Source organism: Aureimonas ureilytica (genome assembly GCF_001475935.1).
Lineage (GTDB): Bacteria > Pseudomonadota > Alphaproteobacteria > Rhizobiales > Rhizobiaceae > Aureimonas > Aureimonas ureilytica_A.
Window position 1 is genome coordinate 1 of record NZ_LDQA01000005.1, and the last position, 24,643, is coordinate 24,643.

A 24,643-nucleotide genomic window follows, 5' to 3' on the forward strand; every position below is an offset into this window, starting at 1 on the left:
GGCTGATGAGCGTTCCCGGGGTCGGCCCGGTGGTGTCGCTGGCCTTTGTCGCCACGATCGACGATCCCGGCCGGTTCTCGAACTCGAAGGCCGTCGGGCCCGCTCTGGGGCTGGTGCCCCGGCTCTCCCAGTCCGGGGAAACGGAGCGGATCGGGCGCATCTCGCGCTGCGGCGACGCGATGATGCGCGGCCTTCTGTTCGAGGCGGCCACCGTGCTTCTGACCCGTGTTCGCACATGGTCCTGGCTGAAGGCCTGGGCGGTGAACCTGGCCAAGCGGCGCGGCATGAAACGGGCCATCGTCGCGCTGTCCCGGCGCCTGGCCGTCATTCTTCACCGCATCTGGGTGGACGGAAGCCGAGTTCCAATGGACACGGGCAACGGCATGAGCAGGCTCTGAAGGAGGCAAGCCTTCGGGAACAGACCGATCATTGAAAGATCCGCCCTGGCGGAGACGTGTCCCTTGCGGGACGGGGAACGAGGCAAGCTCGCTAGGGCTCTTGAGCCGATCGTACCACTGGCACGGTCAGGACGCGCAACAGATCGAGCTGCCTCGCTCATTCCGATCCCATCATGGGAGGGCCCACCCGGGTCGATCCCGAAGAGAAGCATGATCCGCAAGGGATCACGCATCAGCCAGGACGAGACATCAGCTCGGAGCGCTTGACCTCAACACGCCGAATAGAGAAGAGGCCCCTAGCCCAAGACCTCGCTCACGTCGCCCCTTCGTCCGTGATGCGAGGTCTATCCGCCCAGGAAGCGATCGGTGTGAACCCGGAAAAGTAGCTGGCCAGTCTTGGCGAGACCGTCAGGAAGGAAGCGATGTCGCTCGGCGACATGAAGTGCTCGCCGAACCATGGATAGGCTTGGGCGTCGAAACAACCGTTCAGCCATTCGACCACCGCTCGATGACGTGCGGTCTTGACCATTTCCGGGTGAACGGCGAGCCAGAGATCGACCGGAATCCGCAATCCGAGATCGAGAGGAACGAGATCGCCACCGATGGCGGCGGCGTAGTTTGGCAGCATTCCGATCCCCGCGCCTTTTGCGATCGCCCAGTAATGAGCGCTCGCAAAGTTCGTGCGCAGGGCCACGAGGCGTTCCGCTATCTCCGGCGTATAGATTTGATCCAGCCCGTAGCCGGCGAACTGATCCATCTCCTGCTCGATGATCCGATGGCTCGCAAGATCCTCCAGGCTCGTCGGCAGACCATGGCGCTCGGCATAGGCTCGTCCTGCGAATAGCGTCATGTGAACCCGTCCGATCCGGCGCTTCACCACGTCGAAATCCGATGGCTCGACGGTCTGGATCGAGATGTCGGCTTCGAGCCTCAAGACGTCCACCGCCTGAAGCGCGCATTGCAGCGTCACCTGAATGTCTCGCCCAGGCCCGGCGAGGAAATCCACGAGTTGTGGCACGAGCCAGAATGTCCCGATGCCCTCCGTGACGGCCAGGCGCACCGGACCTTTCATCGTATCGGCGGCGGAATGGGCGACACGCATCATATCCACCATCGAGCGTTCCACCTGCCTGGCGGCGCTGACGACGCGCCTGCCCTCCACGGTCAGCTTCGCTCCGTCGACATGACGGTGGAACAGTGAGAAGCCGAACTGATCCTCGAGCCGGTCCACCGCGCTGCGCAGCTTGTTGACGCTCCGCCCGAGGTCCTGCGCGGCTTGGCGGAAGCTCTGGCGATCGGCAACGGCCAGAATGACCTTCACCGCGTCCCAGTCCAGGTTGTGGAGATGGTGTTCCATCTGGCGAACGCCCCGTCGCAAACTTTGCTGCATCGGCGCTGCCGATCGTTACGTAACGATCCTCTCCACAATCCAGCGGAGAGAACAAGATGAGTTCTGCGCCCTCCCCCACCCAGCCAACCGTCTCGATGCAAGTTCCCCCCGACCGTAAGCCCCGCCGCTACGAGAAGGGTCTCGACGCCAATGGCACGGGCCTCGTGGTGGTGCATAGCATGGATGATTTCGTGAAGATGGCCGTCGTGCGCGCCGCCGTCTATATGGGCGAGAAGGCCTTCGCCTACGACCAGCAGTTCGACGGCAACGACTTTGCCGCAACGCATCTGCTTGCGAGCGTCCGGGGGGAGCCCGCCGGCTGCATCCGTATCCGCTTCTTCGGTGATTTCGCCAAAATGGAGCGCTTGGCGGTGCGCCGAGAGTTTCGCAAGTCTCGCCTCGCTTTCGAACTGGTTCGCGCCGCCGTCGATCTTTGCCGGGCCAAGGGCTATCGCAAGCTCTATGGCCATGCCAGCGAAGAGTATCTCAGCTTCTGGCTGCATTTCGGCTTCAAGGTCCGCGACAATGGCGCGCCCTTCGAATTGGCAAGCTGGCCGCTCGTCGAGATGATCGAAGATATCGAGCCCTTCGACGATGCCGTGAGGCTCGGCGACGATCCGATCCGCACCATTCGCCCTGAAGGATCGTGGAACCAGCCCTGCGCGCTTGAGCGCGCCAGCACCTTGGCGAGCTGAGCCATGAACGCAGAAGAAGAGCGCGGGCTGACCGAGTTGGCCCGGCATCTGACGCGAGGCCGGGAGCTGGCAAGCAGTATGACCCTGCCTTTCGTCACTCGGCTTCTCGATTTGTCGCTTTTGGAATTGGCGATGGTCTGGCACGGAAAAGAGAGAGGAACCAGTTCGTCCGGCAAAGGGTCGGGCTCGCTCGAAGACCTGCTTCAGCTCAAGCTTCGTGTTTCGCTCCTGGAACGAGACGCGAGCCCGCCATGCCGAAGATGAAATCGGCCCGCTTCGATCCACTCCGCTTGAAGACGACACAAAGGGCCGATCTGGAAATACCCCTCGCAGAGCCGACCGAGCAGCAATTGCTGGCCGCTTATCTCGCGGACTTGTTGCTCGACACGCAACGATGTTCCGAACAGGCGGGCTCTTTGCTGGAACTTGCGGTCACCACCCTCGACCCTCTCAGAAAGGGACGAAGGCCAAACCCTGTCGTGCAGGTCGGGTCAGGTCCGTCCCCTGTTCTTGCTCTCACCTTCGCTTTGCAGGACCTGATGCCGGGGACGGGGCCGCATTTCTGGGTGACGATGGCCGTTCAAATCCTGAATGGCGAGCGGATCGAGACGATCGGTACGAGCTGAACCAAGGCCTGAATCCGCTCGCGGACTCAGGCCTTCCTGGCCAAAGCCTCGACAAGATCCGCCAGGGACCGCCGAAGATCGGGATCGAGAGACCCGATCTTCCGCGCGATCATGATGCATTGATGATCGGGCATCGGAAAGCTGGTCTCCGACACGCTTTCCTCTTCGAGGAAGAAATCTCCGATCCGAACATTCAGCGCGTTCGCGATCCGAGCAAGTGTGGAGGCGGAAACGCGGTTCGTCCCGCTCTCGTACTTCTGAACCTGTTGGTAGGTGACTCCGATTTGGGACGCCAGCATGTCCAGCGACATCCCCCTTTCCTTGCGGATCAGACGGATCTGCATGCCGACCCGAACGTCAACGTTATCCGGTTGCTCCTTCGGCACACCTACCATCGAAGAATCCCGTGTTCCGACCGAAAGCAGCTATAAGCCGACGAGCACGACCGCTCAAGGCGGCCTTGTCGCACGGCGGCGATATCCCACGCGGGGTGAAACTCAAGAAAAAGTGTCATCGCGCACGAAAGACGGGACAGGGTCCGGCGGATGACGGGGCATGTGCATGGTCGAGGGGACCATCTTGCTCCCAACTCGCGTTCGTATCGGGCCTCGCGCAGGGGCGGGGCCGCGAACCTGACCCAGCGGCCCAGCACAAGACGCCCCCCGCCGCGTTGTGCCGCCGACGGGCCGTCACCCTTCCTGGCATCCGGGTCGATGAAAGCCTTCGGAACGAAGACACGTATCGACCATCCGCCCCAGCTGAGATCTGCCCTTTGCCGGGCGGGGAACAAGGCGAGTTCTTGCCGACGCTTGAGCCGGTCACGTCGATCGTCAGCTTGCGGGCCTGTCATACGTCTTGCGGAAATCCTCGTAGAGACGATCGAGGTTTTCAGAGATGTATTCCCCGAAGGCCGATGCCTCCTTGGCTTTGATAGCCATTGTGAAAGCGCGGCCCGAATCCTTCGTACCGACCTTCACGGCGCTTCCCGCAAGCGTCCAGGTTTTGCTCTTCAACCTCGCAGAAGCCGGATGCCGGGCTTTCGCTTTGGTGGCTTGTTCCAGAAGGACGTTGAAGCGCTGATCCGGTGGCGTGTCAGACAGCGTCCCGGATCCTAGAAACTCCATCACGGACGCCGCCTTTCTGGGGTTCTGCAACGCCTTCTTCATCGCCTCCCATCGGTCGCGTCCAACCCCCTTGGCGGCACCAACAGCTTCCAGCACGGCTTCGGGTACGCTTTCCGCGATGCCCAACATTCGCGACAAGAGCGTATCATCGATCGTCAGCGCCTTTTTCACGTCGTCTTTTCCGATACCGGCTCGGAGAAGCTTACGGGCGAAAAGAGCCTTCTCGACGAAACTGAGGTCGGCACGTGCGGAGTTCTCCTGCCCTTGGGCGATGACGTGAGCGATATCCTCCAATGGTTTGACGATCGCTCGAACCGAAATCCCCAGAGCTCTCGCAACTTTCGCGCGCCGATGCCCATAGACGATGACATACCTTTGCGGCTCGACCGGATGAGGGCGGACTAGAATTGGCGAGTGCTGACCGCTCTCGCGAATGGCTCCCAGCAAGGCCTGAAAGTCTTCCTCGTCGTCACCGATCCGATCGGCATAAGGTGAGGCATCCAGTGCGTGAGGATCCAGATCGACGATGACGCTCCCTTCCATGACGAGCATGGAGTCTTCAGCCATTTCATCCAGGGTCTGCATCATGGACCGTGTGGCGCCACGCCGAGCATACTGCGCACGCGCTTCGGAAGTGGGGCGGGCCTCCCCCTCGTCCGATCGATCTCCGATCAAACTCCCGAGTAAGTTCTTTCTAGCCATTCGAGCGACCCGAATTCGTACGAAACATCTGTTTTATTTCGCCTTTTTGACGATTTGCACGGCTGTCAATTTTGGGGTCATTTGCGTCCCCAAGCCTTGTGGATCAAGTCGGCGATTTCCCCATTCACCGAATTCAGCGACTCGATGGCGCGGTCGTAGGTCGTGCGCGTGAACTGACCTCTTTCGACCTCGTAGAGAGTTTGCTTGGTAATCCCCGCGTCGGATATGGCCGTCGACTTCAGCATGGGAGCTGACAGAAGGAAGCGGCCGAACATGGCCTGCATGAATCCCACCATCTGTGCTTGGGGTCCGTCTGTCGGTTCATATCGGGTGACGAGATAACGAAACCAGTTCAACTGAATTCGGGCACCTGCACCTTTGATGGAGTGCAGAATGCCCCCGAGCATCAGAAGGAACTGGCTCATCGACATGATATCCAGCATCTGAGGATGGACGGTGATCAGGACGGACGTCGAAGCGGCGAGCGCCGTCAGTGTCAGATACCCGAGCTGTGGCGGGCAATCGATCACCACCACATCGTATCGTGCATCGACCTCTTTCAGCGCTTGGCTGATGCGCGTGAAAAAGAGACGACCTTCCTTACTGCTCTTGTTGGAAGCTGCGATCGGTGTTTCGTACTCGTATTCCTGCAGCTCCAAATTCGCAGGAATGATATCCAATCCCGGAAAGTTGGTGGGCTTGATGACATCGGCGATGGAACACCGATCCTCATCATACCGAATGGCATCGAATAAGGAGGGGTTCTTATCCAACTCCGGCTGAATGCCATGCAGTGCCGTCAGTGACGCCTGCGGATCGAGATCGATAGCAAGGACGCGATGGCCCGTTAAAGCGAGATACTGCGCCAGATGCGCGGCGGTCGTGGTCTTTCCACTGCCACCCTTAAAGTTGACCACCGAGATGACTTGCAATGCATCTCCGTCGCGTCGGTGGGGCACGTAGCGTTTGAGATCACCTCGTCCATGCTTGTCGAGAAAGGATCGAAGCTCGAGCATTTGTTCGGCTGAGTACGACCGACGCCCAGACGGCGAGACCAGAGGCTTTGGCCCCTTTCCATCAAGGTGCAGCTTCTTGATGTGGTTCTGCGTCACGCCCAGAAAATCTGCGACCTCCGCCATGGAGTAGAGCCTCAAGCCTTTTTCGGCATTGGGCGGATACTGCTCCATCCGCAACAGGTTGAGTTTGTCCGAGATCAGTTCCCCTTGCCGAAGGATTTCCTCGTCGAAATCACGCATCATCGCGATCGAAGGGGGTACAGATTGCATGGCGATCTCTTCTAAATAACGCTTTCTGCGCCAAATTCGACGTAGAAGCGCTATTGGTATGGATATATCCAACAGTGTGCAAGGTGACACGCACCTCGCCTTTCAACGAGGTTTCGCCCCAGCTGATAAATCAAGCATGTTTTCCGGAGTAATCTCAGTAGTTTGCCTGTTCAGAGCGTCTAAGCTCAAGGCTCATTGATCAGAACCAAAAGATGACGGTTGCTGCGATGCAGATGGCTGAGAAGAAGGTGTGGCGCATCAGTTGTAGCGGGTCGCGCCGCGCCGCCAGATCGCCATCATCAAGGCATCGGCGACGAGTTGGGCCGTCATGGCGCTGTTCATGACCCGCCGACCACCTGCCTGGAGAGGAGGTCGATGATGGCCGTGGTGTCGAGCCGACCTTTGGCGATCCGGATGCAAGTGACTTCGGCGTTCCCCATCTGGTTTAACCTGTCGGCGGTGAACTGGCGATCCAGCACATCGTCCACACTGACCGAGCGCACGCCGTCATCCTGGGGCACGACCGCATCGCCGCGGTCGTGCCATCAGTCCATCCAGCCTCATCAGCCGCTCGATCCGATGCAGACTGAAGGGAAGAGCTCCAGCTAAATGATCGTGCCAGAACCGGCGCGCGGCATAGCTCCCATTGCTTGAAAGGAAGCTCTCCCGAATCCTGGCATCGAAGGCTCCATTGCTGCGGTCGCAAGCACCGATGGCACGAACGAGCCAGACATGAACGCCGCTGCGCCAAACACCGAGCGCTTCGCAGAGCCAAGAGAGCCCCAGATCCCTCGGTGCTTCGCAACGAACCCGACCATCACATCGACTTCCTGGCAAAGTCGGCGACGGCTTTTTGAGAATGTCGCGCTCTCGCACCAACCCCACCGCCTCAAGCTTGAACCCGCGGCTGAACTTGCGTCGATGCCTTCACACTCTCCATTTCCAGAAACACCGTCTCGTTGTCCACAGAACCGGCAGTAGGCCACGCAGACGCCCACAAAGCAGAGCTATTAGCGGGCAAAGCTTGACAGTCATCATGTATACAGTACGCTAGTTATCGTCGTGGTGGCTCTTTCAAATGATCGAGATGCCCTGAAAACCGAGTTCGCACCCATGCGCCCGACACGGAGTGCGGCGGTGTCGGATTAAGCTTTCACCGACCGTGGATGTCCCGCATGGCGCAAGCCCATGCCGACCTCGCGTTTTCAAGTCGCTTCGGGAGGATGCGAATGGCAATTCGAGTTAAAGAGACCCTGTTCGGACGCGTCCTGTCGGTCGCCGTCGTGGCAGCGACGCTGATGGGCGGCGTTCAGGCGCACGCCGCGTCGCTCAAGGAGGCCCTCGAGCAGAAGCAGGTGGTGATCGGCATTCAAGGCGACAATCCGCCTTGGGGCTTCATCGACTCCACCGGGCAGCAGCAGGGCTTTGACGCCGACGTGGCGAAGGCCTTCGTCAAATCCCTGGGTGTCGAGGCGAAATTCGTGCCGCTGGCGATCGCCAACCGCATTCCGGCTCTGACCACGGGCAAGGTCGATGTTCTCTTTTCGACGCTGGTGATGAATGCCGAGCGGGCGAAGGCGATCCAGTATTCCGTCCCCTATGCCGGCAACGACAATGCGCTGGTCGCGCCGAAGGATCGCCCGATCAAGTCGATGGACGATCTGGCTGGCCTCAAGGTCGGGGTGCCGCGCTCGTCGGTGGTGGACACCGCGACCACGAAAATGGCGCCCGCCGGAACCCAGATCCTTCGCTTCGACGACGACGCCGCCAACATCCAGGCGCTCCTGTCGGGCCAGGTCGATGCGGTCGGCGGCAACCAGTTCTATGTCGGCCGCCTGGACAACGCCCGTCCCGGTGCCTTCGAGGAGAAACTGAAGCTTCAGGTCTTTTTCAACGGTGCCGGTTCACGTCTCGGCGAGAAGGACTGGAACGGTGCCTTGAACACCTTTCTCAAGGGGTTCATCCCAACTCCGGAATATGCGGCGATCTACCAGAAGTGGCTGCACCGGGACGCTCCGAAATTCCCGGACGCAATCGAGGGCGTGCCCTTCGAGGCTCCTTGAACGCTCGGCCATGGCGGTATCCGCCATGGCCATCCTTCGGTTGAAAGAAAGAAGGTTCGGCCCGCAAACAACCCGTCGTCACCCCCTATGGGTCTCGTGACGGCGGGTGGTTTGCGGGCCTTGTGGTAATGTCAGGACGCCTTGGCCCGAGCGATGTCGAGCACCTTGGGGTTCGCCAGATAAGTAGGGTGCCGGCCCTGAAGAACGTCCACCACGTTCTGCGCCGTTTTGGAGCGGATCTCTACCTCGGAATCCTCAGAGTACCAGGCAGCATGCGGCGTCAGGATGACGTTGGGCATCGCTGCGAGGGCATGGTCGGCCCCGATCGGCTCGGATTCGAAGACGTCGAGACCCGCGCCCGCGATCCCGCCCGCAGACAGCGCTTCGATCAGCGCGGCCTCGTCGATCACCGGGCCGCGCGCCGTATTGACGAGAAGGGCCGTCGGCTTCATCGCCGCCAGCTCGGCGCGCCCGATCGCATGGTGGGTCTCCGGAGTCAGCGGCACATGAACCGAGAGAATGTCGGCTTCGCGAAGCAGCGTCGCCTTATCTACCATCTCGACCCCGGCGGCCCGCGCCTTTTCGGCGTCGGCATAAGGGTCGCAGGCGATGATGCGCAGACCGAAGCCGGACATCTTCCGGGCCACGCGCTGCGGGATCGCGCCAAAGCTGAGGAGGCCGAGCGTGCGACCGCGCAGGCGATAGAGCGGCTTCACGACCGTATAGTCCCAGCGCCCCGAGCGGATGGCCGCGTCATGCAGGCGAAGACCACGAGCCAGACCCATGATCATCGCGATGGCGTGGTCGGACACTTCTTCCAGCGATCCATCGGGCACGTTGCCGATGAAGATCCCCCGCCGCGTGGCGGCCTCCACGTCGATCGTGTTGAGCCCGATCCCGTAGCGGGAGATGACGCGGCAGCGCTCCAGGGCGTCGACGACGCGTCCGGTGATCTGGGCATACTGGTTGATGACGGCGTCGGCATCCCGGCAGGCTTCGATCAGCTCGGCCTCGCTGCGACACTGGCGCGGCGTAAGTTCGAAACCGGCCGCTTCGACCACCGCGATTTCCGGTGCGAGATCGGGGAACTCGTAATCCGTGACGACGATCTTGGGCTTCATTTCGCAACTCCGTATCGGTCGTCGAGGCCGCTGTGGAACGGCAGGTCGACGATGTCGGTGAACTCGGCGTAGCTGTGCTGGCGTCCGACATGGGCGGGCGTGCCATCAGCCTTCAGGCGGTCGAGCGCGTCCGCCACGGCGCGGGTGGCCGAGAAGAGCGTGGTGACGGCGTAGAGCACGACGGAAAAGCCCATCTCCTCCAGATCGGACGCCTTGAGCGCGACCGTCTCGTTTCCGTCGACGATGGAGACGACCTTCGGACCCTTCACGGCCTTGGCGACCGCCTCGACCTCGGCAATCTTCTTGATGCCGTCCACGAAGACGAGGTCGACGCCGGCGTCCTGGTAGGCATGGGCGCGGCGGATCGCCTCCTCGGGGCCGAAGGCGCCGATCGCGTCTGTGCGGCCGATGATGACGAGATCGCCCGCGCCCCGCGCTTCGATCGCGCAACGCAGCCGCGCCGCGCTTTCCTCGACGCTCATGAGCCGGATACCGGCCTGCTGGCCGCAGCGCTTGGGGGCCACCTGATCCTCCAGATGGATCGCGGCGACACCGGCCTGCATGTATTCGAGAACGGTGCGATGGATGTTGGACGGGCCGCCATAGCCCGTGTCGGCATCGGCGATCACCGGGATCGAGGTCACGCGCACCATGTTGCGGGCATGCTCGGTCATCTCGGTCTGGGTGAGAAGCCCGATGTCAGGTGTGCCCAGCCGGCTCGCCGTGGCGCCGAAGCCGGTCATGTAGACCGCCGGAAAGCCCGCTCTCTCGACGAGGCGAGCCGTGATGCTGTCCGGGGCACCGGGCGCGGCGACGATCCGGCCGGATTCCAGGAGTTTGCGAAGATGTGCGGCTTGCGACATGGCGCCCTTAGCTCGTTTCAAACTTGAGGTGGACCGACGCCCTCGGCCCGAAGCCGTGATGGCGCCACGTTTCGAGGTGCGGCCCGTGCCGGATGTCGTTCGGCTCCATCCGCGGAGCTCCCCTTTTCGATGGCAGCTCCGAGCGCTGCGGACCATTCACATTAGTGTACGGTATACATCATTGTGTGTCAGGCAAAGGCTGCCACGTCAACGGCGCATCCGCATGACGCGTTGATCGCCCGGCACCGTGGTGATAGCGGTCGCCGTGTTCTGCATACATGGGAACATTCGGCATCGCGTGGCTCCGGGCAGGTGGGCTCCTCTTTTGAAATCCTTGAAGATCAAGCAGCCGAAACTGCTCGCCCAGCTCGTCGTGGAGCGTGTGCGCCAAGCCATCATCGACGGAGATTTCGCCTTGGGCGAACAGATCTCGGAGGAGCGCCTCGCCGAGAGCCTCGGTGTCAGCCGCACGCCGGTTCGAGACGCGATGATCCGGCTGCAGCTCCAGGGGCTGGTATCCATTCAGCCCAAGCGCGGCACCTTCGTCTTCGACCCCGTTCCGCAGGACGTCATCGACGTTTGCCGATTTCGGAAGATGCTGGAGATGGGGGCGATCCGTCTGGCGCTCGGACACGCGCGCAACGCTCTGGTCAAGGACCTTCAGATGATCGTCGCCCGGATGAGGGATGCGCTCGCCGACGGCGACGTCGTCGCCTATGGCCGCCTCGATTCAAGCCTTCACCAATGCTTCGTCAACCACTCGGGCAATCCCTATATCCGGGACGCCTATGATCTCGTTTCCGGCCAGATTGCGGCCCTGCGCACGACCCTGACCTCGCCGGCCCACGATCTGCGCCGGATCTCCTTCGGCGAGCACGAGCGGTTCCTGGCCATGGCGACCGACAACCAGCCGGATGCCTTATGCGAGCTTCTGGGCGCGCATATCGACCGCACGGAGGACGTCTTCGCCGCGACGTTGAAGGGACGCCGGGAGGCGAGGGGAGGCGGGCGAGCAGGCAGCGCCTAACAAATCCGCCTGCTGCGGAGGAGTCCGCACCGAGCGTGCCGAAAAGCCCGATGGGTATCGACGGGCCGCTTGTCGCGAATGGCGAGGCGTCGGAGCGGGTTGAGCCCAGCAACCGAGCGCTCGACCCTCCAGCGCCCGGGTTTCACCAGCGCAACGCGAGCCATCGGTCGGCTCCCTTAATCCCTCATCACCCTAAGCGCCTCGACCACGCACCTTGAGCCGCAGCCGGTGCTGCCGCTCACGGCCAAGTGAGCAGCGATGGTCCGCGACCATCATGACCGGGCGGAAACGTGCCGGGCTGCCGCTTCGTTGGCTCTCGAAAGACTTTCGGCGAAGGATGCGCCGGCGGCGAGAGAGCGGACGAGGGCGCCGACAAAGGCGTCTCCGGCTCCGTGCGTGCTCACGAGACGCACGGGTAGGGCTTCGAGCGCAACGGGCGCATCGCCGGACCGAACGCCCGCGACACCTGCCCCTCCGGCCGTGACGACCACGCCGGGAAAGCGTGTCGCAAGCTCCTGAGCCGCGGCGGTCGCAGACGCTAGGTCGGTGACGGGGCGTCCGCAAAGCTCCTCGGCCTCGATCGCGTTGACGATCAGCACGTCCACCAGCGCGGCAAGCTCGCCTGGGAGTGCCCGGAAAGGGGCCGCGTTGAGGCAGACGATCGCTCCCGCTTCGCGCGCGGCTTGGGCGGCGGCAAGATTGACGGCGTCCGGCACCTCGTTCTGGAGGATCAGGGCCTTGGCGTCTTTCCAGAGATCCGCCTTCGAGAGCGAAGCGGTGTCGATCTTCAGATTGGCGCCCGACACGATCACCGCGCCGTAATCGCCTTCGGAATCCGAGATGGCAACGCTCATGCCCGAGCCGATACCGGGCAGGGTGGCGACACGTGTGGCGTCGACGTCCGAGTTACCCAGCGCGGCCAGAAGGAAGCGGCCGAATTCGTCGTCGCCCACGGCGCCCGCCATGCGGACTTCGGCGCCCGCCTTGGACGCGCTCGCAGCCTGGTTGCCGCCCTTGCCGCCGAACTTCGGCGCCCAGGCGTGGCCGGTCACCGTCTCGCCCTTGCGCGGCCTGTCCGGCGCGTCGACCATGATGTCGTAGTGCAAGCTGCCGACGACCACGATCACGGGTTTGGCGGGAGTGCTCATGTGTTTCGTCGCTTGGTTTTGACGGCCCCCATTGTGGCCGCGAGGTTGCGTTCCGCCGCCTTGAGGTCGCGCTGGGCGACAGCTGCGAAGACGGCGTCGAGAATGATGAGCTGGGCGACGCGGGCGGCCGCGTTCTCGCCCAGAAGCGGCGAGCCCTGCGCCGTCGAGCAGAGGACGACGTCGGCGATCTCGGCGATCGGCGATGTCGCGTAGTTGGTGAGCGCGATCGTGCGCGCCCCGCGCTTGCGGGCCAGTTCCAGCGGTTCGAGGACCGCCGTGGTCTGGCCAGAATGCGAAAAGGCGATGGCGACATCGCCTTCCGTCAGGAGCGCCGCCGACATCAGCATCATATGCGCGTCGTCGAAGACACTGGTGCGCACGCCGATGCGCAGGAATTTGTGGGCCACGTCGCGGGCGATCTGGGCCGAGCCACCGATCCCGTAGAGGTCGCGCTGCCGGGCGGCGAAGATGAGATCTGCGGCGCGCTCGAAGGCTTCGGGGTCGAGGATGGAGAGCGTTTCCTCCAGCGCATGGATGGAGGTGCGAAAGACCTTCTGCGCGATCTGGGCCCCGCTGTCGTCGGGCGACAGTTCCTGATGCAGATCGGCGGTGGGCAGGCGATTATAGTCGGCAATGCCGGCCCGAAAGTCCTTGAAGCCGGAGAAGCCGAGCTTCTTGGCGATCTTCACCAGCATCGCCTCCGAGACGCCCGCGTCCTCGGCCACGCTCTTGAGGGCGGTGGTCTCGTCGAAGTCCCGGCGGCCGAGGATCATCTCGACCACCCGGCCTTCGAGCGGCGTCAGTTGCGGCATCATCATGCGGATCCGGGGACCGATGGTCCTCGGATCGCTGAAACTCATATTCATCCCCGTCCCCTGGTCGCGCGGTCGATCAGCATGGCGACGAGGATGATAAGGCCGGTGGCGAGGAGTTGATAGAACGCCTGGACATTGAGAAGCGTCAGCCCGTTGCGCAAGCTCCCCAGGATGATGGCGCCGAGGATGGTGCCGACCACCGAGCCCTTGCCGCCCATCAACGAGGCACCGCCGATCGCGGCCGCCGCGATCGCGTCGAGTTCCCAGAGATTGCCGAGCGTCGGGTCGGCCGCGCCGAGGCGTCCGACGAGGATCAGGCCGGCGATGGAGGCAAGGCCACCGGAGATGACATAGGCCGCAATCTTGGTCATAGCGACCGGCACGCCGGCGATGTGCGAGGCCTCTTCGTTGCCACCGACCGCCAGGAAATACTCGCCGAGCGGGGTCTTGTTGAGGACGACCCAGACGATCAGCGCCAGGATGGCGACGAGAACCACGGGCGTCGGGACGCCCAGGATATCGCCGTTGAAGAGCGCCCGGAACGCGGGCGGAATGCCGAAGATCGGGTTGCCGCCGGTATAGATCAGGGCCGAGGCCCGGTAGAGCGAGAGCGTGCCGAGCGTGACGATGAAGGGCTGGAGCCCGCCATAGGCGACGAGCGCTCCGTTCACCGCGCCCGCCGCCATGCCGAACAGGATCGCGGCGGGAATGGCGATGACGATCGGAGCGCCGCCGACCATCAAGGCGGCGGCGGCGACGGCCGCGATGGCGGCGGTCGGGCCGACCGACAGGTCGATGCCGCCCGAGATGATCACGAGCGTCATGCCGAGCGCCACGCAGGCATTGATCGAGGACTGCTGAAGGATGTTCAGGATATTGCGTTCGGTCAGGAAATTGGGGCTGAGCGCGGCAAAGACGCCGACGATGACGAGAAGTCCGATGAGTGTGCCCGCGTCGCGCAGGCCGAAGGCGAGCTTGAGGCCGCGCTTGGGGGCGGCGGGAAGGCTGTCGGTGGAGGTCATGAGCGTCACTGCCCCGAACGGGAGGAATGGGAGGAGGAGCGGGCCGACTGCGGCACGGCGAGGGCGACGATCGCCTCCTCGCTGATCGCGTCCCGCGCCAGGATGCCGGCAACCGCGCCTTCGCGCATGACCAGAACACGGTCGGAAACGCGCAGGATTTCGGGCAGCTCGGAGGAAACGACGATCACCGATCGTCCTTCGGCGGCGAGGCGCTCGATCAAGGCGTAGATCTCGGCCTTCGCTCCGACGTCGATGCCGCGTGTCGGCTCGTCGAAGAGAAGGATGCGGGCGCCCGCGGCGATCCAGCGACCGATGATGGCCTTCTGCTGGTTGCCGCCGGAGAACTGGCCGATGGGCCGCTCGACGTCGAGCGGGCGCAGGTTCATGTCCTGCATCAGCTTGAGGCTCTCGGCATGGAGGGCTCGGCGGCGCACGAAGCCGGCGCGCGAGAAGCGTCTCATCGAGGAAAGCGCGATGTTCGAGCGGATCGAGCGGCGCGCGACGATGCCGTCGCGCTTGCGCTCCTCGGGCAGGAGACCGAGCCCGGCGCGGATGGCCGTGCGTGGATTGCCGAGCGCCAGAGAGCGACCTTCGACACGGATCGATCCCGCGTCCGGCCGATCGACCCCCGCGACGAGGCGCAGGAGTTCGGTGCGCCCGGCACCGACCAGACCCGAAATGCCCAGCACCTCTCCACGCTTGAGCTGGAAGCTCGCGCCCTTCACCGCCCCGCCGCGCGACAGGTTTTCCACGTCGAGCACCACGTCGTCGGTCGCAAAGCCCTTGTGCTCGGCATGGGCCAGCTCGCGCCCGACCATGCGTGAGACGACGTCCGCTTCCGTGGTCTCGGCCATGGCGACATCGGCGACCTTGCGTCCGTCGCGCAGGATCGTCGCCGTGTCGCAGACGCGGAACACCTCGTCCATCTTGTGGCTGACATAGATGATCGAGACGCCGCTCGCCGAGAGGTCTCGGATCAGAATGGCCAGACGGTCGAACTCGGCCGGGGTCAGGCTCGATGTCGGCTCGTCCATGGCGATGATCTTGGCATCCTCCATCAGCGCACGCGCGATCTCGACGATCTGGCGCTGGGCGACCTTGAGGGTGCGGATGGGCGCGGCCGGGTCGATCGAGGCATCGAGGGGCGCGAGAGCTTGCCGCGCAGCGCTCTCCTGCGCCCGGCGGTCGACAAGGAAGCCGCCGGCCATGCGCAGGGGACGGCCGAGAAACATGTTCTGAGCGACGGAGAGCTCGGGAACGTGCTGGAGTTCCTGGTGGATCATCGCGATCCCGGCGCGCCGCGCGACGAGCGGCCCGTGACCGGTCACGCGAACACCGTCGACGGAGATCGTCCCGCCCGTCGGATCCATCACGCCGGACAGGATGCGCAGGAGCGTCGACTTGCCCGCGCCGTTCTCGCCGAGCAGCCCGTGCACCGAGCCGCGCCGGACGCTCATCGACACGCCGTCCAGCGCGCGCAATGTTCCGAAACTCTTGCTGATATCCGTCAGGGTCAGACGTTCAGCTGATAATGTGGTCATGGCGCTCCCTCCCGGAGACGTCGTGAGGGGTCGGGGCCGCGATGGCGCGGCCCCGGATCGGGCGATCAGTTGGCGGACTGCTTCATCAGCACAGCGCGCAGGGCATCGCCCTTCACCGCGAACGTGTCGATATTGTCCTTGGTGATCAGCGCCTGCGGGGTGGAGACGACGCGCGGCAGGTCCTGCTTGCCGACGAGGCGCAGGGCGACTTCCATCGCGACTTCGCCGGTCAGGACGGGGAAGGAATCCACCGTGCCGGTGAGATCGCCGGCCTTGATCGAGGCATAGGCGTCGGAGATGCCGTCCGTGCCGAAGACCACGACCTTGTCCTTGAGGCCGGCGGCCTTCACGGCCTCGACCACGCCGAGCGCCATGCCGTCATTGTTGGCGTAGATGCCGATGAGGTCGGGGTTCTGCTGGAGGATCGTGGAGGCCGCGTCATAGGCGACCTGGCGGTCCCAGTTGCCGGGAACGCTGGCGACCACGGTGAACTTGCCGTCCTTGGCGATGGTTTCCGAGAAGCCCTTGGTGCGCTGGCCGGCGGCGAAGACGCCCGCCTGACCTTCGATCACCGCGACCTTGCCACCCTGCGGGCGGTTCTTCAGGAACCACTGGGCCACCCGCACGCCGTTGTCGCGCTGCACGTTGCCGACATAGTGGCGAGCGCCCGGGATCACGGCGTCGTTGACGTTCACGACCGGGATGTTCTGCGCCTCGGCGCTTTCCAGCGCGGGCTGAAGGTTGTTGTCGGTTTGCGGCGAGAGGAGAAGCGCGGAGAAGCCCTGGCTGATCAGGTTCTCGGCGATGGAAAGCTGGCCGAGCTGGTCACCCTCGCTCTGGGCGGCCTGATAGACGACCTCGACGCCCGCCTTCTTGGCATAGTCCTGATAGCCCTCGCCCAGCGAGCGCCAGTATTCGTTGGTGAGCGTCTTGGACACGCCGCCGACGCGCGTGCCAGAGGGAGCTGCGGGCACCGCGCCGAACTTGGCGTCGAGCTGCGACCACTCGATGCGGTTGGTCTCGGTGTCGGAGTTGAGGGGGGCGAGCGTCTGCGCGAAGGCGGTGGTGCCGAGGAGCGACAGGGCGCAGCCGGCCACGAGGGCCTTCAGTGAAATGGTCATCGGTTGGTTCCTCCCGTTGGAAACTGGCCGGGCAGATCTCGCGGCCCGGCGCGCGGTTCGTCCGTCAGGCCGAGGCGATCAGTGCCGCGTTGACGATGCTCTGGCTGGCGACGCCGTCCTGGCGGCTCTGCGCCTCGCCCAGCCGGTTGTCGGCGTCGAGGCGGTCGGCAACGGACAGAAGCCGGTGCACGGTCTCGATATTGGTTTCGCACTCCGCCACCGGGTCGAGGCCCGAGGCGTCGGGGAAGGTGTCGAAGTAGAGCGCGCCCTCATAGCCGTCGCGGCGGATCTGGCGCAGCAGTTCCAGCGTCGAGCGCAGGTGGACGGCGCCCACCATCAGCCCGTCGTCGCGCTTGGCGTAGCCGTCGTTGAGGTGGACGCCGAGGAGCTTGGAGCGGCGATGGATGAGGTGCGCGGCATAGGCGGGCTGCTCGCCGGCATAAAGCGCATGGGCGAAATCGAGCGTGACGCCGAGGTTGGGCGCACCGACATCCTGGATCGCGAGCAGCGTCGTCGCGCAGTCGCGCAGCAAAGCGTGAGCGCGAGGCTCGTCCGGCTTGTACTCGATGGAGATCTGACAGGCCGGGTCATGCTCGGCGACCTCGCGGATGCCGTCGATCTCGAGATCCCAGGCCTCGGCATAGTCGAGCTGGAAATTGTAGTCGAACCCGTCCTGGCCGAGCCAGAGCGTCATCAGGTCGGCACCCATGGCACGCGCGGCATCGACGCCGCGCTTCGTCATGTCGATGGCTTCGCGCCTCACGGATTTATCGGGATTTGTGAAGGCGCCGAGCTTGAAGGCGGGGTTGGTGTAGTAGCGCATCGCCAGACCGTTGACCGACAGGCCAAGATCGTTGATGCGGCGGCCGACCGTCGCGGCGTCATCGGTCACATGGTCGGGGAAGTTCAGGTCGACATCCGTCAAACCCTTCGCAGTTGCAGCACGTTCAGCCATCTGCATGAAGGTCGGCTTGCCCGAAAGGTCCGGCCAGAAGAGGTGAGGCGCGGAGCCGAAGGAATTGAGGCGGGTGGCGAATCGGGAAAGGGTCATAAGAGCTCCGCTGGATTGGTGTCACTTTACGAATTCATAAAAATTCGTCAAGTGGTCTGTCTACTTGTGCGACAGAGGATGCGGTTGGCGCCGGCAGCACGGGCATGGTCTCCGTTGCCGATAGCGACCCGGGAGGCAAGCCTTGCCGCAGGGCGCGCATTGGAGCCGGGCAGGGGGCGATATGGGGAGAGGCGTTGGCCGGGCCTGCCGTCGCCGCGCTCGCGACGATTGGTCCCATCAGTTCGAAGCGGTCCGGAAGGGCTGATCCGAGGCCCCACCCAGTTCGAGGCGAAGATCGCGGAGGTGTTGTCCATCGCCGCTATGCGCGATCCGAGGTCCGGAAAGTGCATGTCGCGAAGCGAGAGCTGTTCAGCTGCGTGGCCCGCATGCTCTCCGGCCGACACCAGGTCTTAGATCGCGGATGCCAAACTGGAGCGGTCGGCAGTGCCCTCGCAGAAGAAAACGAGGATCGGGTCGGGCGCGTCGCACATCACGCCCGCAATCTCCGTCATGTCAGACATCGTCGGAACGGCACCTGCCTGAATATCCGCAACGAGCAGCGCACCCACCACCCCGGCCGAACTCTACCGGGGCGTGTCCGTCTCTATACCGTTCGGCAATTCGGATTGCTGTCCGCTGCGTCCGCTCCATTTGTATGCCCACCTAAAGACGTCGGTTTGCAGAGATTGGCACGTGGTCGCGACGGGTACCGTCCTTCGACCTCGACAACCTCTCGAGCGCGGCGCTGGCAGACGGAGCGGTTGCGGCCATGGACAACCTATCGAACGACAAGACCAACACCGAGACCCACAGGATGGAGGGCAAGTGCCCGTTCGGCGGCGACCGGATCGGCGGAGCCCAGGGCAGCCCGCCAACGCTGGAGGCTTGGTACCCACACCGCCTGCGCGTCGAGGTGCTTCATCAGAACGGTCTCGCCGCCGATCCTCTCGGCCCAGACTTCGACTACGCGGCCGAATTCAACAAGATCGACCTCGCCGAGCTGAAGCGAGACATCAAGGCCTTTCTGACCACCTCCGTCGCGTGGTGGCCCTCGGATTACGGCAATTACGGCCCGCAGATGGTTCGCATGGCCTGGCACGCGGCAGGCACCTACCGCATCGCCGACGGGCGCGGCGGCGCGGGAACGGGGATGCAGCGCTTCGCGCCGATCTCGTCCTGGTGGGACAACGGCAACACCGACAAGTCGCGCCGCCTCCTGCAGCCGATCAAGCACAAGTACGGCAACGCCCTGTCCTGGGCCGATCTGATGGTGCTCACCGGCAACTGCGCGCTGGAGATCATGGGCCTTCCGACCTACGGCTTCGGCGGCGGGCGTCTCGACGCCTGGGAGGCCGACAACGCGACCTACTGGGGACCCGAAGTCCTCGACATGGAAAAGACCGACGACGTCTCCAAGATGACCGCGCGCGACAAGCGCTGGCGCGGGCAGAACGGTGATCCCGACTACGATCTCGAGAACCCGCTCGCCGCCTCCCATCAGGCGCTGATCTACGTCAATCCGGAGGGCTCCAACGGCGACGGCGACCCGATGGGCTCGGCACGCGACATCCGCATCACCTTCACCCGCATGGCGATGAATGACGAGGAGACCGTGGCGCTCATCGCCGGTGGCCACGCCTTCGGCAAGAGCCACGGCATGACGCCCTCCAGGGATATCGGCCCCCCGCCGGAAATGGCACCGATGGAGGCGATGGGCCTCGGCTGGCACAACCCGCGCGGGACCGGCCATGGCAAGGACACCATGACCAACGGCATCGAGGGCTCCTGGACCCCCGATCCGACGCGCTGGGACAACAGCTATCTGGAGAATCTCTTCCGCTTCGAATGGAAGCAGACGAAGAGCCCCGCCGGCTCGATCCAGTGGACGCCGGAAGACCCCGACGCGCCGAAGACCCCCGACGCCCACGTGGCGGGGCAGATGAACCCGCTGATGATGATGACCACCGATATCGCGCTGAAGGTGGACCCCGAGTACCGCAAGGTCTGCGAGAAGTTCCTCGCCGATTTCGACGCTTTCACGCAGGCCTTCTCCAAGGCCTGGTATAAGCTGACCCACCGCGACATGGGACCCCGGCACCGATATCTCGGCCCCGAGGTGACGATCGAGGACGGGCTCCTGTGGCAGGACCCGCTGCCCGAGCGCGACTACGATCTCGTCGGCGAGGCCGAGATCGCCGATCTGAAGGCACGCATCCGCGACACCGGGCTTTCCGTCTCGGATCTTGCCTTCACGGCCTTCTCGGCCGCCTCCACCTATCGCGACAGTGACAAACGCGGGGGCGCGAACGGCGGCCGTCTGGCGCTTGAGCCCCAGAGGAGCTGGGCCGTCAACCGTCGCACCCTGCCGGTGGTCGAAGCGCTGCGCGGCGTCATGGCGGCGTTCAACGAGGGGCGCGGCGACGGCAAGCGCGTGTCGCTGGCGGACCTCATCGTCCTGGGCGGCTGCGTCGCCGTCGAGCAGGCGGCGGGCGAGGCGGGCGGCGAGCTCCGCGTGCCGTTCACGCCGGGCCGCGTCGACACCACGCAGGATCTCACCGACATCGAGATGTTCACTTGGCTGAAGCCGGTGGCGGACGGCTTCCGCAACTATGTCGATGAGGGCTTCGGCGAGATCGCGAGGGGCGTCTCGCCAGAGGAGATGTTCCTCGACAAGGCCAATCTGATGAAGCTGACAGCGCCCGAATGGACGGTCCTGACGGCAGGCCTGCGCGCGCTCGGCGCCAACCACGACGGTTCGCAGACGGGCATCTTCACGGACCGTATTGGCACGCTCTCGACCGACTTCCTGCAAAACCTCCTGAGCACGGAGCTCGAGTGGCACAAGCTCGACGATGCGGCCCTGACATTCGCGCTGGTTGACCGCGAAACAGGCGAGCGGCGTTTCACGGCCTCACGCAACGACCTCGTGTTCGGGTCCAACGCCCAACTCCGTTCGATCTGCGATGCCTATGCGGGCCGCGATGGGGAGGAGCGTTTCCGGCACGATTTCGTGCGCGTCTGGGACAAGGTCATGATGCTCGATCGCTACGATGTGAAGGGCCACCGCCGCCACGCACCGATGGCCGCCTGATGACGCGGGGGCGGCAGGCGCACGCTCGCGGCCCCGTCGCCTGAATGGCGCCTGTAGGCTCGCGGTGGCCTGCACGCCACGCCTGACCGGAACAACGGCGCTGCGGGCGTCGGGGCCTCAAGGGTCCAGTGACAGAAGGCCGGGACCCGCCAAAGGTCCCGGCCTTCTTTCGCTCCTGCTCTGGGAGCATACGGAAGGCAGATGGGCCGCCGTCCCGAGGAAAGGGTTGGCGTTCTCCCCGAGGCGGCGAGCCGCGGTCAGCCCTTCACGGTGAACATGGCGACCATGCCGGCTGCGACGTGACCCTTGATGTTGCAGATCAGCTCGTAGGAACCGGGCTTCAGCTTGACCGTGAGCTTGCCGGACTGGCCTGCCTTGAGGTCGGACACCTCGCCCATGCTCATCAGCGACTTCTCGTCGACGCGGTTCTTGGCGGGATCGACCTTCAGCGTCTCGCCCGGCTTGTCGAGCTTGATCACGACCATCTCGTGCGGTGTGTTGGCTGCGACGTTGGCGACCTGGAACGTCACCTCGCCCGCCGGCACCTCGGTCTTGTCGAGCTTGATCGCCATCTGGCCACCACGCTCGCCCACGAGTTGCACTGAGACCGTCTCGGCGGCGAAGGCTGAAACGGGACCGAGCAAGGCGAGGACGGCGGCAGTTGTAGCAAGCTTCGCAAAATTCATTTTCGTACTCCGATTTTGAAGGCTCGGTGTATTTGCGCCGATCTTCGTAGGGAGAGTATTGTAGGAGTGGATATTGATTGACAACTCGGGGAACTATACGTGTCTGTAACTTACCGCAGTGAGCGCTCCAGCGCAGGACGGCCGCGTCCGCTCCCTCTCACCAAGCGTCTGCTGCATTGGCTGACGGCCGGTCTTCTCGTCGTTATGTTCGGGCTAGCCTGGACCTTCGATGCGCTGGGCCCCAGCGACACCGGCGCGTCACTGGTCGCCCTGCACCAATCCTTCGGCCTCCTGATCCTGCTCGTTGTCGCCGCGCGCATCGTCTGGCGCCTGACCCACCCGATCGAGCCGTTGCCCGGCGACACGCCGCGCTGGGAGATGCGTCTGGCGACGCTGGTGCAAGCCGCGCTCTATGCGCTCCTCGTGGCCATGCCTGTTGTCGGCTGGTACGCCTCGGCGCTGTCGGGCGATACGATCCGCTTCTTCGGGCTAGCGCTGCCCGATCTCGTGGCCATGAACGAGGATCGGAGCGACCAGCTCTTCGAGCTTCACGGAGCGATCGGCTGGGCGATCCTTACGCTCACCGCCTTGCACATCGCCGGCGCCCTGAATCACCAGTTCATCCGGCGCGACGGCCTCCTGAACCGCATCCGGATCTGGTGATGAACGAGGCGGAGCCGAGCGTGAGCCGCATCGCTCGGGAACGTCCGGCAGAGACATCCTATACGCTTTCGTATAGCCGCAACCCGTTCGTTGCTCGCCGGCTCGTTGTTGTCTCTCCTCCAGCAAGACAACTCGATGCGTACGACGCTCCCGACAGCCTCCCTTCTTCTGGGCGCCCTGTCCGGCACAGCCCTTTCCGCGCTCGCCCAGGTGTAGGCGAAACCCGCGACCCCGGCGATCGCGAAGATGGTGGCGCAGCGCCACTTCACTCAGCCAGCTTTCGTATGGAGCACGAGGTTGCCGAGCGCGCTGGCGGCGACTGCGACCGCGCTGGTTCCGATCGCCACATGGGCGAGGGGATGCCGACGATGTAGACGAGGGGCGCGACCGCGAGGGTCGAGCCGCCGCCGAACAGACCAAGGACGAGGCCGCCGGAACCCGTCGCGGCCGCCAGCATGACGGGAGCGGCGGTCATGCGTCCGCCTCCTGTGCTGTCGCGATCGACCGGGTCGCGGTGCTGCGATCCAGCGTCAGGCGGAACAGGAGCATCCCGACGACCATGGCCGCGACGAAGACGATCGCAGGTGTCGGGGCCAGCCCGATCGCGGCGAGTGCCGGCCCCGGACACAGGCCGACGAGTCCCCAGCCGAGGCCGAAGATCGCGGCGCCGGACAGAAGCCGGGCGTCGATGTCGCGGCGCGTCGGGATCTCGAAGCGCGGGGCGGCCAGCGGTCGTCCCATGCGCCGGGCAAGAGCGAAGGCGGGTGCGGAAACGAGGATCGCGCCGCCCATCACGAAGGCCAAGCTCGGGTCCCAGGTCCCGAACACGTCGAGGAAGCCGAGGACCTTCTCCGGGACGACCATCTGCGAGACGACAAGCCCGACGCCGAAGACGAGGCCGGACAGGAGGGCGAGAAAAATGCGGGCCATGGGTCAGGCTCCGAGGACGTGGCGGATGATGAAGACGGTGGCGGCAGCGCTCGCCATGAACGTCAGCGTCGCGGTGATCGAGCGGCCCGACCCGCGACCGATACCGCAGACGCCGTGACCGCTGGTGCAGCCCGAGCCGAGGCGGGTGCCGAAGCCGACGAGGAGGCCGGCGAGCGCGACGACGGGAAGCGTCTTCCCCACCTGCACCGCCGGCAGCGCGTAGCCGGCGAGCGCCATCACCGGGACGGCAGCCAGCAGCCCGACCAGGAAGGCGAGGCGCCACGAGGTCTCTGACCCGCCGGGCTTGAGCGCTCCGTCGAGGATACCGCTGATGCCGGCGATGCGCCCGTTGGCGAGCAGCAGGATCGCGGCGGAGAGGCCAATCAGCAGGCCGCCGCCGAGGGCGGACATGGGGGTGAACTGGTCCATGGTCGCAGATCCTCAGGCGGTGAACGTGTGCGAGAGGGGCGCGGCGGTGGCCCCGTCTTTCGGCGGGCAGAACAGACCCTGGAGCGCCCCGAACAACGCCTCGATCCGGGGATCGGCGATCCGGTACCAGAGTGTCTGGCTCTCGCGCCGGTAGGCGACGATGCCTTGCTCGCGCAGAACGGTGAGATGCTGGGAGAGCGCCGACTGAGACAGGCCGACGGCCTCGGCGAGCGTGCCGACGTTCGCCTCGCCCATGTCGAGGAGCTTGCACAAGAGCATCAGGCGTCGCTCGTTGGCGACCGCTTTCAGGATCGCGGCGACCTCGCGCGCCTTGGCTTCGAACTCCTGCACGTTGTCCATGACGCTCTCTCTGTGTGAGCACTTTCTAATTTAGGATATACTAATTGACAAGATCGCAGCTCAGATCGCCCACGCATCGCGGCCATGCCGTCGATCGACGCGATCGAAGATAGGCATCTGCGCGGCACTATAGGAGTTGGGAGATTGGCTCACGCGTGATCGAGGTCCTGACCGTTGGCATCCGGCCGACGTCCGCTTTCCGGATCGGCGATGGCGGGGAGACGCTGAACTTCTATGTCTGCCAGACCCGCACAACGAAGGCCGCCAAACAGTTCCTGAGCAAGGCCTTGAACCGTTCGCCGCATCCTGGGCTTCGGTAAACTGGACCGACATGAACCGGGCTCACAACGAGGCGATGGCCTTCGTTGCGCGGGTGGCATGAAGGCGGCACGGATGTGCCCGGCTTGGGTCGCTGGACGCCAAAAGCGCCTCGAAACGGCTTGCCGCAAACCCAGATCCCGGCCCACCGCGCATCGGCTGATATCTCAAGC

At 64.3% G+C, this 24,643-nt stretch carries 28 protein-coding genes; 9 read left to right on the top strand and 19 right to left on the bottom strand.

Going from position 1 to position 24,643, the window contains the following annotated elements:
* Positions 1-398, top strand: a 398-nt coding sequence (locus NS365_RS01505) for a transposase (protein ID WP_430515408.1), incomplete at its 5' end; no start/stop codon positions are given.
* A 313-nt stretch (positions 399-711) separates the two neighbouring features.
* Here the strand turns inward: NS365_RS01505 and NS365_RS01510 are convergent.
* Positions 712-1,755, bottom strand: a complete 1,044-nt coding sequence (locus tag NS365_RS01510; RefSeq protein ID WP_058598517.1) for a LysR family transcriptional regulator — start codon at positions 1,753-1,755, stop codon at positions 712-714.
* An 89-nt stretch (positions 1,756-1,844) separates the two neighbouring features.
* Between NS365_RS01510 and NS365_RS01515 the strand changes: the two genes are divergently transcribed.
* From NS365_RS01515 to NS365_RS01520, 3 genes are read left to right on the top strand one after another with little or no spacing between them, the layout of a single operon-like run.
* The gene (locus NS365_RS01515) at positions 1,845-2,483 is read left to right on the top strand and encodes a GNAT family N-acetyltransferase (protein WP_082684354.1); all 639 of its coding nucleotides are present in this window, start codon (positions 1,845-1,847) and stop codon (positions 2,481-2,483) included.
* 3 nt (positions 2,484-2,486) lie between these two features.
* The gene (locus tag NS365_RS23985; protein WP_153003608.1) at positions 2,487-2,747 is read left to right on the top strand and encodes a hypothetical protein; all 261 of its coding nucleotides are present in this window, start codon (positions 2,487-2,489) and stop codon (positions 2,745-2,747) included.
* Entirely contained in the window at positions 2,735-3,109 is a 375-nt protein-coding gene (locus tag NS365_RS01520; protein WP_058598519.1) for a hypothetical protein, read from the top strand. Before NS365_RS23985 ends, NS365_RS01520 begins: the two co-directional genes overlap by 13 nt.
* A gap of 26 nt (positions 3,110-3,135) precedes the next feature.
* Here NS365_RS01520 and NS365_RS01525 read toward each other — a convergent pair whose 3' ends face one another.
* From NS365_RS01525 to NS365_RS25280, 5 genes are all read right to left on the bottom strand, one after another.
* Entirely contained in the window at positions 3,136-3,504 is a 369-nt protein-coding gene (locus NS365_RS01525) for a helix-turn-helix domain-containing protein (protein ID WP_058598520.1), read from the bottom strand.
* 435 nt (positions 3,505-3,939) lie between these two features.
* Positions 3,940-4,935 (bottom strand): plasmid partitioning protein RepB, encoded by a 996-nt coding sequence (gene repB, locus NS365_RS01530; protein ID WP_058598521.1) that lies wholly within the window; start codon positions 4,933-4,935, stop codon positions 3,940-3,942.
* Positions 4,936-5,012: 77 nt separating this feature from the next.
* Positions 5,013-6,221 carry a plasmid partitioning protein RepA gene (gene repA / locus NS365_RS01535; protein ID WP_058598522.1) on the bottom strand — a complete coding sequence of 403 codons (1,209 nt, stop codon included), beginning with the start codon at positions 6,219-6,221 and terminating at the stop codon, positions 5,013-5,015.
* A gap of 338 nt (positions 6,222-6,559) precedes the next feature.
* Positions 6,560-6,742 (bottom strand): hypothetical protein, encoded by a 183-nt coding sequence (locus tag NS365_RS01540; RefSeq protein WP_058598523.1) that lies wholly within the window; start codon positions 6,740-6,742, stop codon positions 6,560-6,562.
* Positions 6,729-7,106, bottom strand: coding sequence for an IS3 family transposase (locus NS365_RS25280; RefSeq protein WP_153003609.1), 378 nt, complete (start codon positions 7,104-7,106; stop codon positions 6,729-6,731). Before NS365_RS25280 ends, NS365_RS01540 begins: the two co-directional genes overlap by 14 nt.
* Positions 7,107-7,450: 344 nt before the next feature.
* On the opposite strand from NS365_RS25280, the gene NS365_RS01545 reads away from it, so the two are divergent.
* Positions 7,451-8,284: a transporter substrate-binding domain-containing protein gene (locus tag NS365_RS01545; RefSeq protein WP_058598524.1), complete on the top strand. Its 834-nt coding sequence runs from the start codon at positions 7,451-7,453 to the stop codon at positions 8,282-8,284.
* Positions 8,285-8,415: 131 nt separating this feature from the next.
* On the opposite strand, the gene NS365_RS01550 is transcribed toward NS365_RS01545, so the two are convergent.
* Together NS365_RS01550 and NS365_RS01555 are read right to left on the bottom strand one after the other, a co-directional pair.
* The gene (locus NS365_RS01550) at positions 8,416-9,405 is read right to left on the bottom strand and encodes a C-terminal binding protein (protein ID WP_058598525.1); all 990 of its coding nucleotides are present in this window, start codon (positions 9,403-9,405) and stop codon (positions 8,416-8,418) included.
* Positions 9,402-10,268: an isocitrate lyase/PEP mutase family protein gene (locus tag NS365_RS01555; RefSeq protein WP_058598526.1), complete on the bottom strand. Its 867-nt coding sequence runs from the start codon at positions 10,266-10,268 to the stop codon at positions 9,402-9,404. The genes NS365_RS01550 and NS365_RS01555 overlap by 4 nt, the downstream gene beginning before the upstream one ends.
* Positions 10,269-10,593: 325 nt before the next feature.
* Here NS365_RS01555 and NS365_RS01560 point away from each other — a divergent pair, with 325 nt between their 5' ends.
* On the top strand, positions 10,594-11,295 hold the full coding sequence (locus NS365_RS01560; RefSeq protein WP_193752837.1) for a GntR family transcriptional regulator: 702 nt from the start codon (positions 10,594-10,596) through the stop codon (positions 11,293-11,295).
* 272 nt (positions 11,296-11,567) lie between these two features.
* Here NS365_RS01560 and NS365_RS01565 read toward each other — a convergent pair whose 3' ends face one another.
* The 6 genes from NS365_RS01565 to NS365_RS01590 form a co-directional block, all read right to left on the bottom strand.
* Positions 11,568-12,443: a ribokinase gene (locus NS365_RS01565; protein ID WP_058598528.1), complete on the bottom strand. Its 876-nt coding sequence runs from the start codon at positions 12,441-12,443 to the stop codon at positions 11,568-11,570.
* Positions 12,440-13,309 (bottom strand): MurR/RpiR family transcriptional regulator, encoded by an 870-nt coding sequence (locus tag NS365_RS01570; protein WP_058598529.1) that lies wholly within the window; start codon positions 13,307-13,309, stop codon positions 12,440-12,442. The genes NS365_RS01565 and NS365_RS01570 overlap by 4 nt, the downstream gene beginning before the upstream one ends.
* Positions 13,306-14,280: an ABC transporter permease gene (locus NS365_RS01575; RefSeq protein ID WP_058598530.1), complete on the bottom strand. Its 975-nt coding sequence runs from the start codon at positions 14,278-14,280 to the stop codon at positions 13,306-13,308. Before NS365_RS01575 ends, NS365_RS01570 begins: the two co-directional genes overlap by 4 nt.
* A gap of 5 nt (positions 14,281-14,285) precedes the next feature.
* Positions 14,286-15,821 (bottom strand): sugar ABC transporter ATP-binding protein, encoded by a 1,536-nt coding sequence (locus NS365_RS01580; RefSeq protein WP_058598531.1) that lies wholly within the window; start codon positions 15,819-15,821, stop codon positions 14,286-14,288.
* A gap of 65 nt (positions 15,822-15,886) precedes the next feature.
* Positions 15,887-16,942, bottom strand: coding sequence for a sugar ABC transporter substrate-binding protein (locus NS365_RS01585; RefSeq protein ID WP_058598532.1), 1,056 nt, complete (start codon positions 16,940-16,942; stop codon positions 15,887-15,889).
* Positions 16,943-17,006: 64 nt separating this feature from the next.
* Positions 17,007-17,993 (bottom strand): sugar phosphate isomerase/epimerase family protein, encoded by a 987-nt coding sequence (locus tag NS365_RS01590; RefSeq protein WP_058598533.1) that lies wholly within the window; start codon positions 17,991-17,993, stop codon positions 17,007-17,009.
* Positions 17,994-18,762: 769 nt separating this feature from the next.
* Here NS365_RS01590 and katG point away from each other — a divergent pair.
* Positions 18,763-21,084, top strand: a complete 2,322-nt coding sequence (katG, locus tag NS365_RS01595; RefSeq protein ID WP_058598534.1) for a catalase/peroxidase HPI — start codon at positions 18,763-18,765, stop codon at positions 21,082-21,084.
* A gap of 257 nt (positions 21,085-21,341) precedes the next feature.
* Here katG and NS365_RS01600 read toward each other — a convergent pair whose 3' ends face one another.
* A complete protein-coding gene (locus NS365_RS01600) occupies positions 21,342-21,770 on the bottom strand; it encodes a plastocyanin/azurin family copper-binding protein (protein WP_058598535.1) in 429 nt (142 codons plus the stop codon).
* Positions 21,771-21,869: 99 nt separating this feature from the next.
* On the opposite strand from NS365_RS01600, the gene NS365_RS01605 reads away from it, so the two are divergent.
* Positions 21,870-22,433, top strand: coding sequence for a cytochrome b (locus NS365_RS01605; protein ID WP_082684356.1), 564 nt, complete (start codon positions 21,870-21,872; stop codon positions 22,431-22,433).
* A 265-nt stretch (positions 22,434-22,698) separates the two neighbouring features.
* Here NS365_RS01605 and NS365_RS01610 read toward each other — a convergent pair whose 3' ends face one another.
* Genes NS365_RS01610 through NS365_RS01625 form a run of 4 tightly spaced genes read right to left on the bottom strand, consistent with a single transcriptional unit; the run spans position 22,699 to position 24,152 of the window.
* Positions 22,699-22,908, bottom strand: coding sequence for a hypothetical protein (locus NS365_RS01610; RefSeq protein WP_430515409.1), 210 nt, complete (start codon positions 22,906-22,908; stop codon positions 22,699-22,701).
* Positions 22,905-23,363 (bottom strand): YeeE/YedE family protein, encoded by a 459-nt coding sequence (locus NS365_RS01615; RefSeq protein ID WP_058598537.1) that lies wholly within the window; start codon positions 23,361-23,363, stop codon positions 22,905-22,907. Before NS365_RS01615 ends, NS365_RS01610 begins: the two co-directional genes overlap by 4 nt.
* Before the next feature lie 3 nt (positions 23,364-23,366).
* Positions 23,367-23,792 carry a YeeE/YedE family protein gene (locus NS365_RS01620; RefSeq protein ID WP_058598538.1) on the bottom strand — a complete coding sequence of 142 codons (426 nt, stop codon included), beginning with the start codon at positions 23,790-23,792 and terminating at the stop codon, positions 23,367-23,369.
* Between the two features lie 12 nt (positions 23,793-23,804).
* Positions 23,805-24,152 (bottom strand): ArsR/SmtB family transcription factor, encoded by a 348-nt coding sequence (locus tag NS365_RS01625; RefSeq protein ID WP_058598539.1) that lies wholly within the window; start codon positions 24,150-24,152, stop codon positions 23,805-23,807.
* A 155-nt stretch (positions 24,153-24,307) separates the two neighbouring features.
* Between NS365_RS01625 and NS365_RS24360 the strand changes: the two genes are divergently transcribed.
* Entirely contained in the window at positions 24,308-24,472 is a 165-nt protein-coding gene (locus tag NS365_RS24360; RefSeq protein WP_193753364.1) for a hypothetical protein, read from the top strand.
* Positions 24,473-24,643 lie beyond the last annotated feature (171 nt).

What these genes read in the sequence shown, in the direction of transcription:
- NS365_RS01510 (WP_058598517.1), bottom strand. Translation starts at nt 1,755, where the DNA reads ATGGAACACCATCTCCACAACCTGGACTGGGACGCGGTGAAGGTCATT.
- NS365_RS01515 (WP_082684354.1), top strand. Translation starts at nt 1,845, where the DNA reads ATGAGTTCTGCGCCCTCCCCCACCCAGCCAACCGTCTCGATGCAAGTT.
- NS365_RS23985 (WP_153003608.1), top strand. Translation starts at nt 2,487, where the DNA reads ATGAACGCAGAAGAAGAGCGCGGGCTGACCGAGTTGGCCCGGCATCTG.
- NS365_RS01520 (WP_058598519.1), top strand. Translation starts at nt 2,735, where the DNA reads ATGCCGAAGATGAAATCGGCCCGCTTCGATCCACTCCGCTTGAAGACG.
- NS365_RS01525 (WP_058598520.1), bottom strand. Translation starts at nt 3,504, where the DNA reads ATGGTAGGTGTGCCGAAGGAGCAACCGGATAACGTTGACGTTCGGGTC.
- repB (WP_058598521.1), bottom strand. Translation starts at nt 4,935, where the DNA reads ATGGCTAGAAAGAACTTACTCGGGAGTTTGATCGGAGATCGATCGGAC.
- repA (WP_058598522.1), bottom strand. Translation starts at nt 6,221, where the DNA reads ATGCAATCTGTACCCCCTTCGATCGCGATGATGCGTGATTTCGACGAG.
- NS365_RS01545 (WP_058598524.1), top strand. Translation starts at nt 7,451, where the DNA reads ATGGCAATTCGAGTTAAAGAGACCCTGTTCGGACGCGTCCTGTCGGTC.
- NS365_RS01550 (WP_058598525.1), bottom strand. Translation starts at nt 9,405, where the DNA reads ATGAAGCCCAAGATCGTCGTCACGGATTACGAGTTCCCCGATCTCGCA.
- NS365_RS01555 (WP_058598526.1), bottom strand. Translation starts at nt 10,268, where the DNA reads ATGTCGCAAGCCGCACATCTTCGCAAACTCCTGGAATCCGGCCGGATC.
- NS365_RS01565 (WP_058598528.1), bottom strand. Translation starts at nt 12,443, where the DNA reads ATGAGCACTCCCGCCAAACCCGTGATCGTGGTCGTCGGCAGCTTGCAC.
- NS365_RS01570 (WP_058598529.1), bottom strand. Translation starts at nt 13,309, where the DNA reads ATGAATATGAGTTTCAGCGATCCGAGGACCATCGGTCCCCGGATCCGC.
- NS365_RS01575 (WP_058598530.1), bottom strand. Translation starts at nt 14,280, where the DNA reads ATGACCTCCACCGACAGCCTTCCCGCCGCCCCCAAGCGCGGCCTCAAG.
- NS365_RS01580 (WP_058598531.1), bottom strand. Translation starts at nt 15,821, where the DNA reads ATGACCACATTATCAGCTGAACGTCTGACCCTGACGGATATCAGCAAG.
- NS365_RS01585 (WP_058598532.1), bottom strand. Translation starts at nt 16,942, where the DNA reads ATGACCATTTCACTGAAGGCCCTCGTGGCCGGCTGCGCCCTGTCGCTC.
- NS365_RS01590 (WP_058598533.1), bottom strand. Translation starts at nt 17,993, where the DNA reads ATGACCCTTTCCCGATTCGCCACCCGCCTCAATTCCTTCGGCTCCGCG.
- katG (WP_058598534.1), top strand. Translation starts at nt 18,763, where the DNA reads ATGGACAACCTATCGAACGACAAGACCAACACCGAGACCCACAGGATG.
- NS365_RS01600 (WP_058598535.1), bottom strand. Translation starts at nt 21,770, where the DNA reads ATGAATTTTGCGAAGCTTGCTACAACTGCCGCCGTCCTCGCCTTGCTC.
- NS365_RS01610 (WP_430515409.1), bottom strand. Translation starts at nt 22,908, where the DNA reads ATGACCGCCGCTCCCGTCATGCTGGCGGCCGCGACGGGTTCCGGCGGC.
- NS365_RS01615 (WP_058598537.1), bottom strand. Translation starts at nt 23,363, where the DNA reads ATGGCCCGCATTTTTCTCGCCCTCCTGTCCGGCCTCGTCTTCGGCGTC.
- NS365_RS01620 (WP_058598538.1), bottom strand. Translation starts at nt 23,792, where the DNA reads ATGGACCAGTTCACCCCCATGTCCGCCCTCGGCGGCGGCCTGCTGATT.
- NS365_RS01625 (WP_058598539.1), bottom strand. Translation starts at nt 24,152, where the DNA reads ATGGACAACGTGCAGGAGTTCGAAGCCAAGGCGCGCGAGGTCGCCGCG.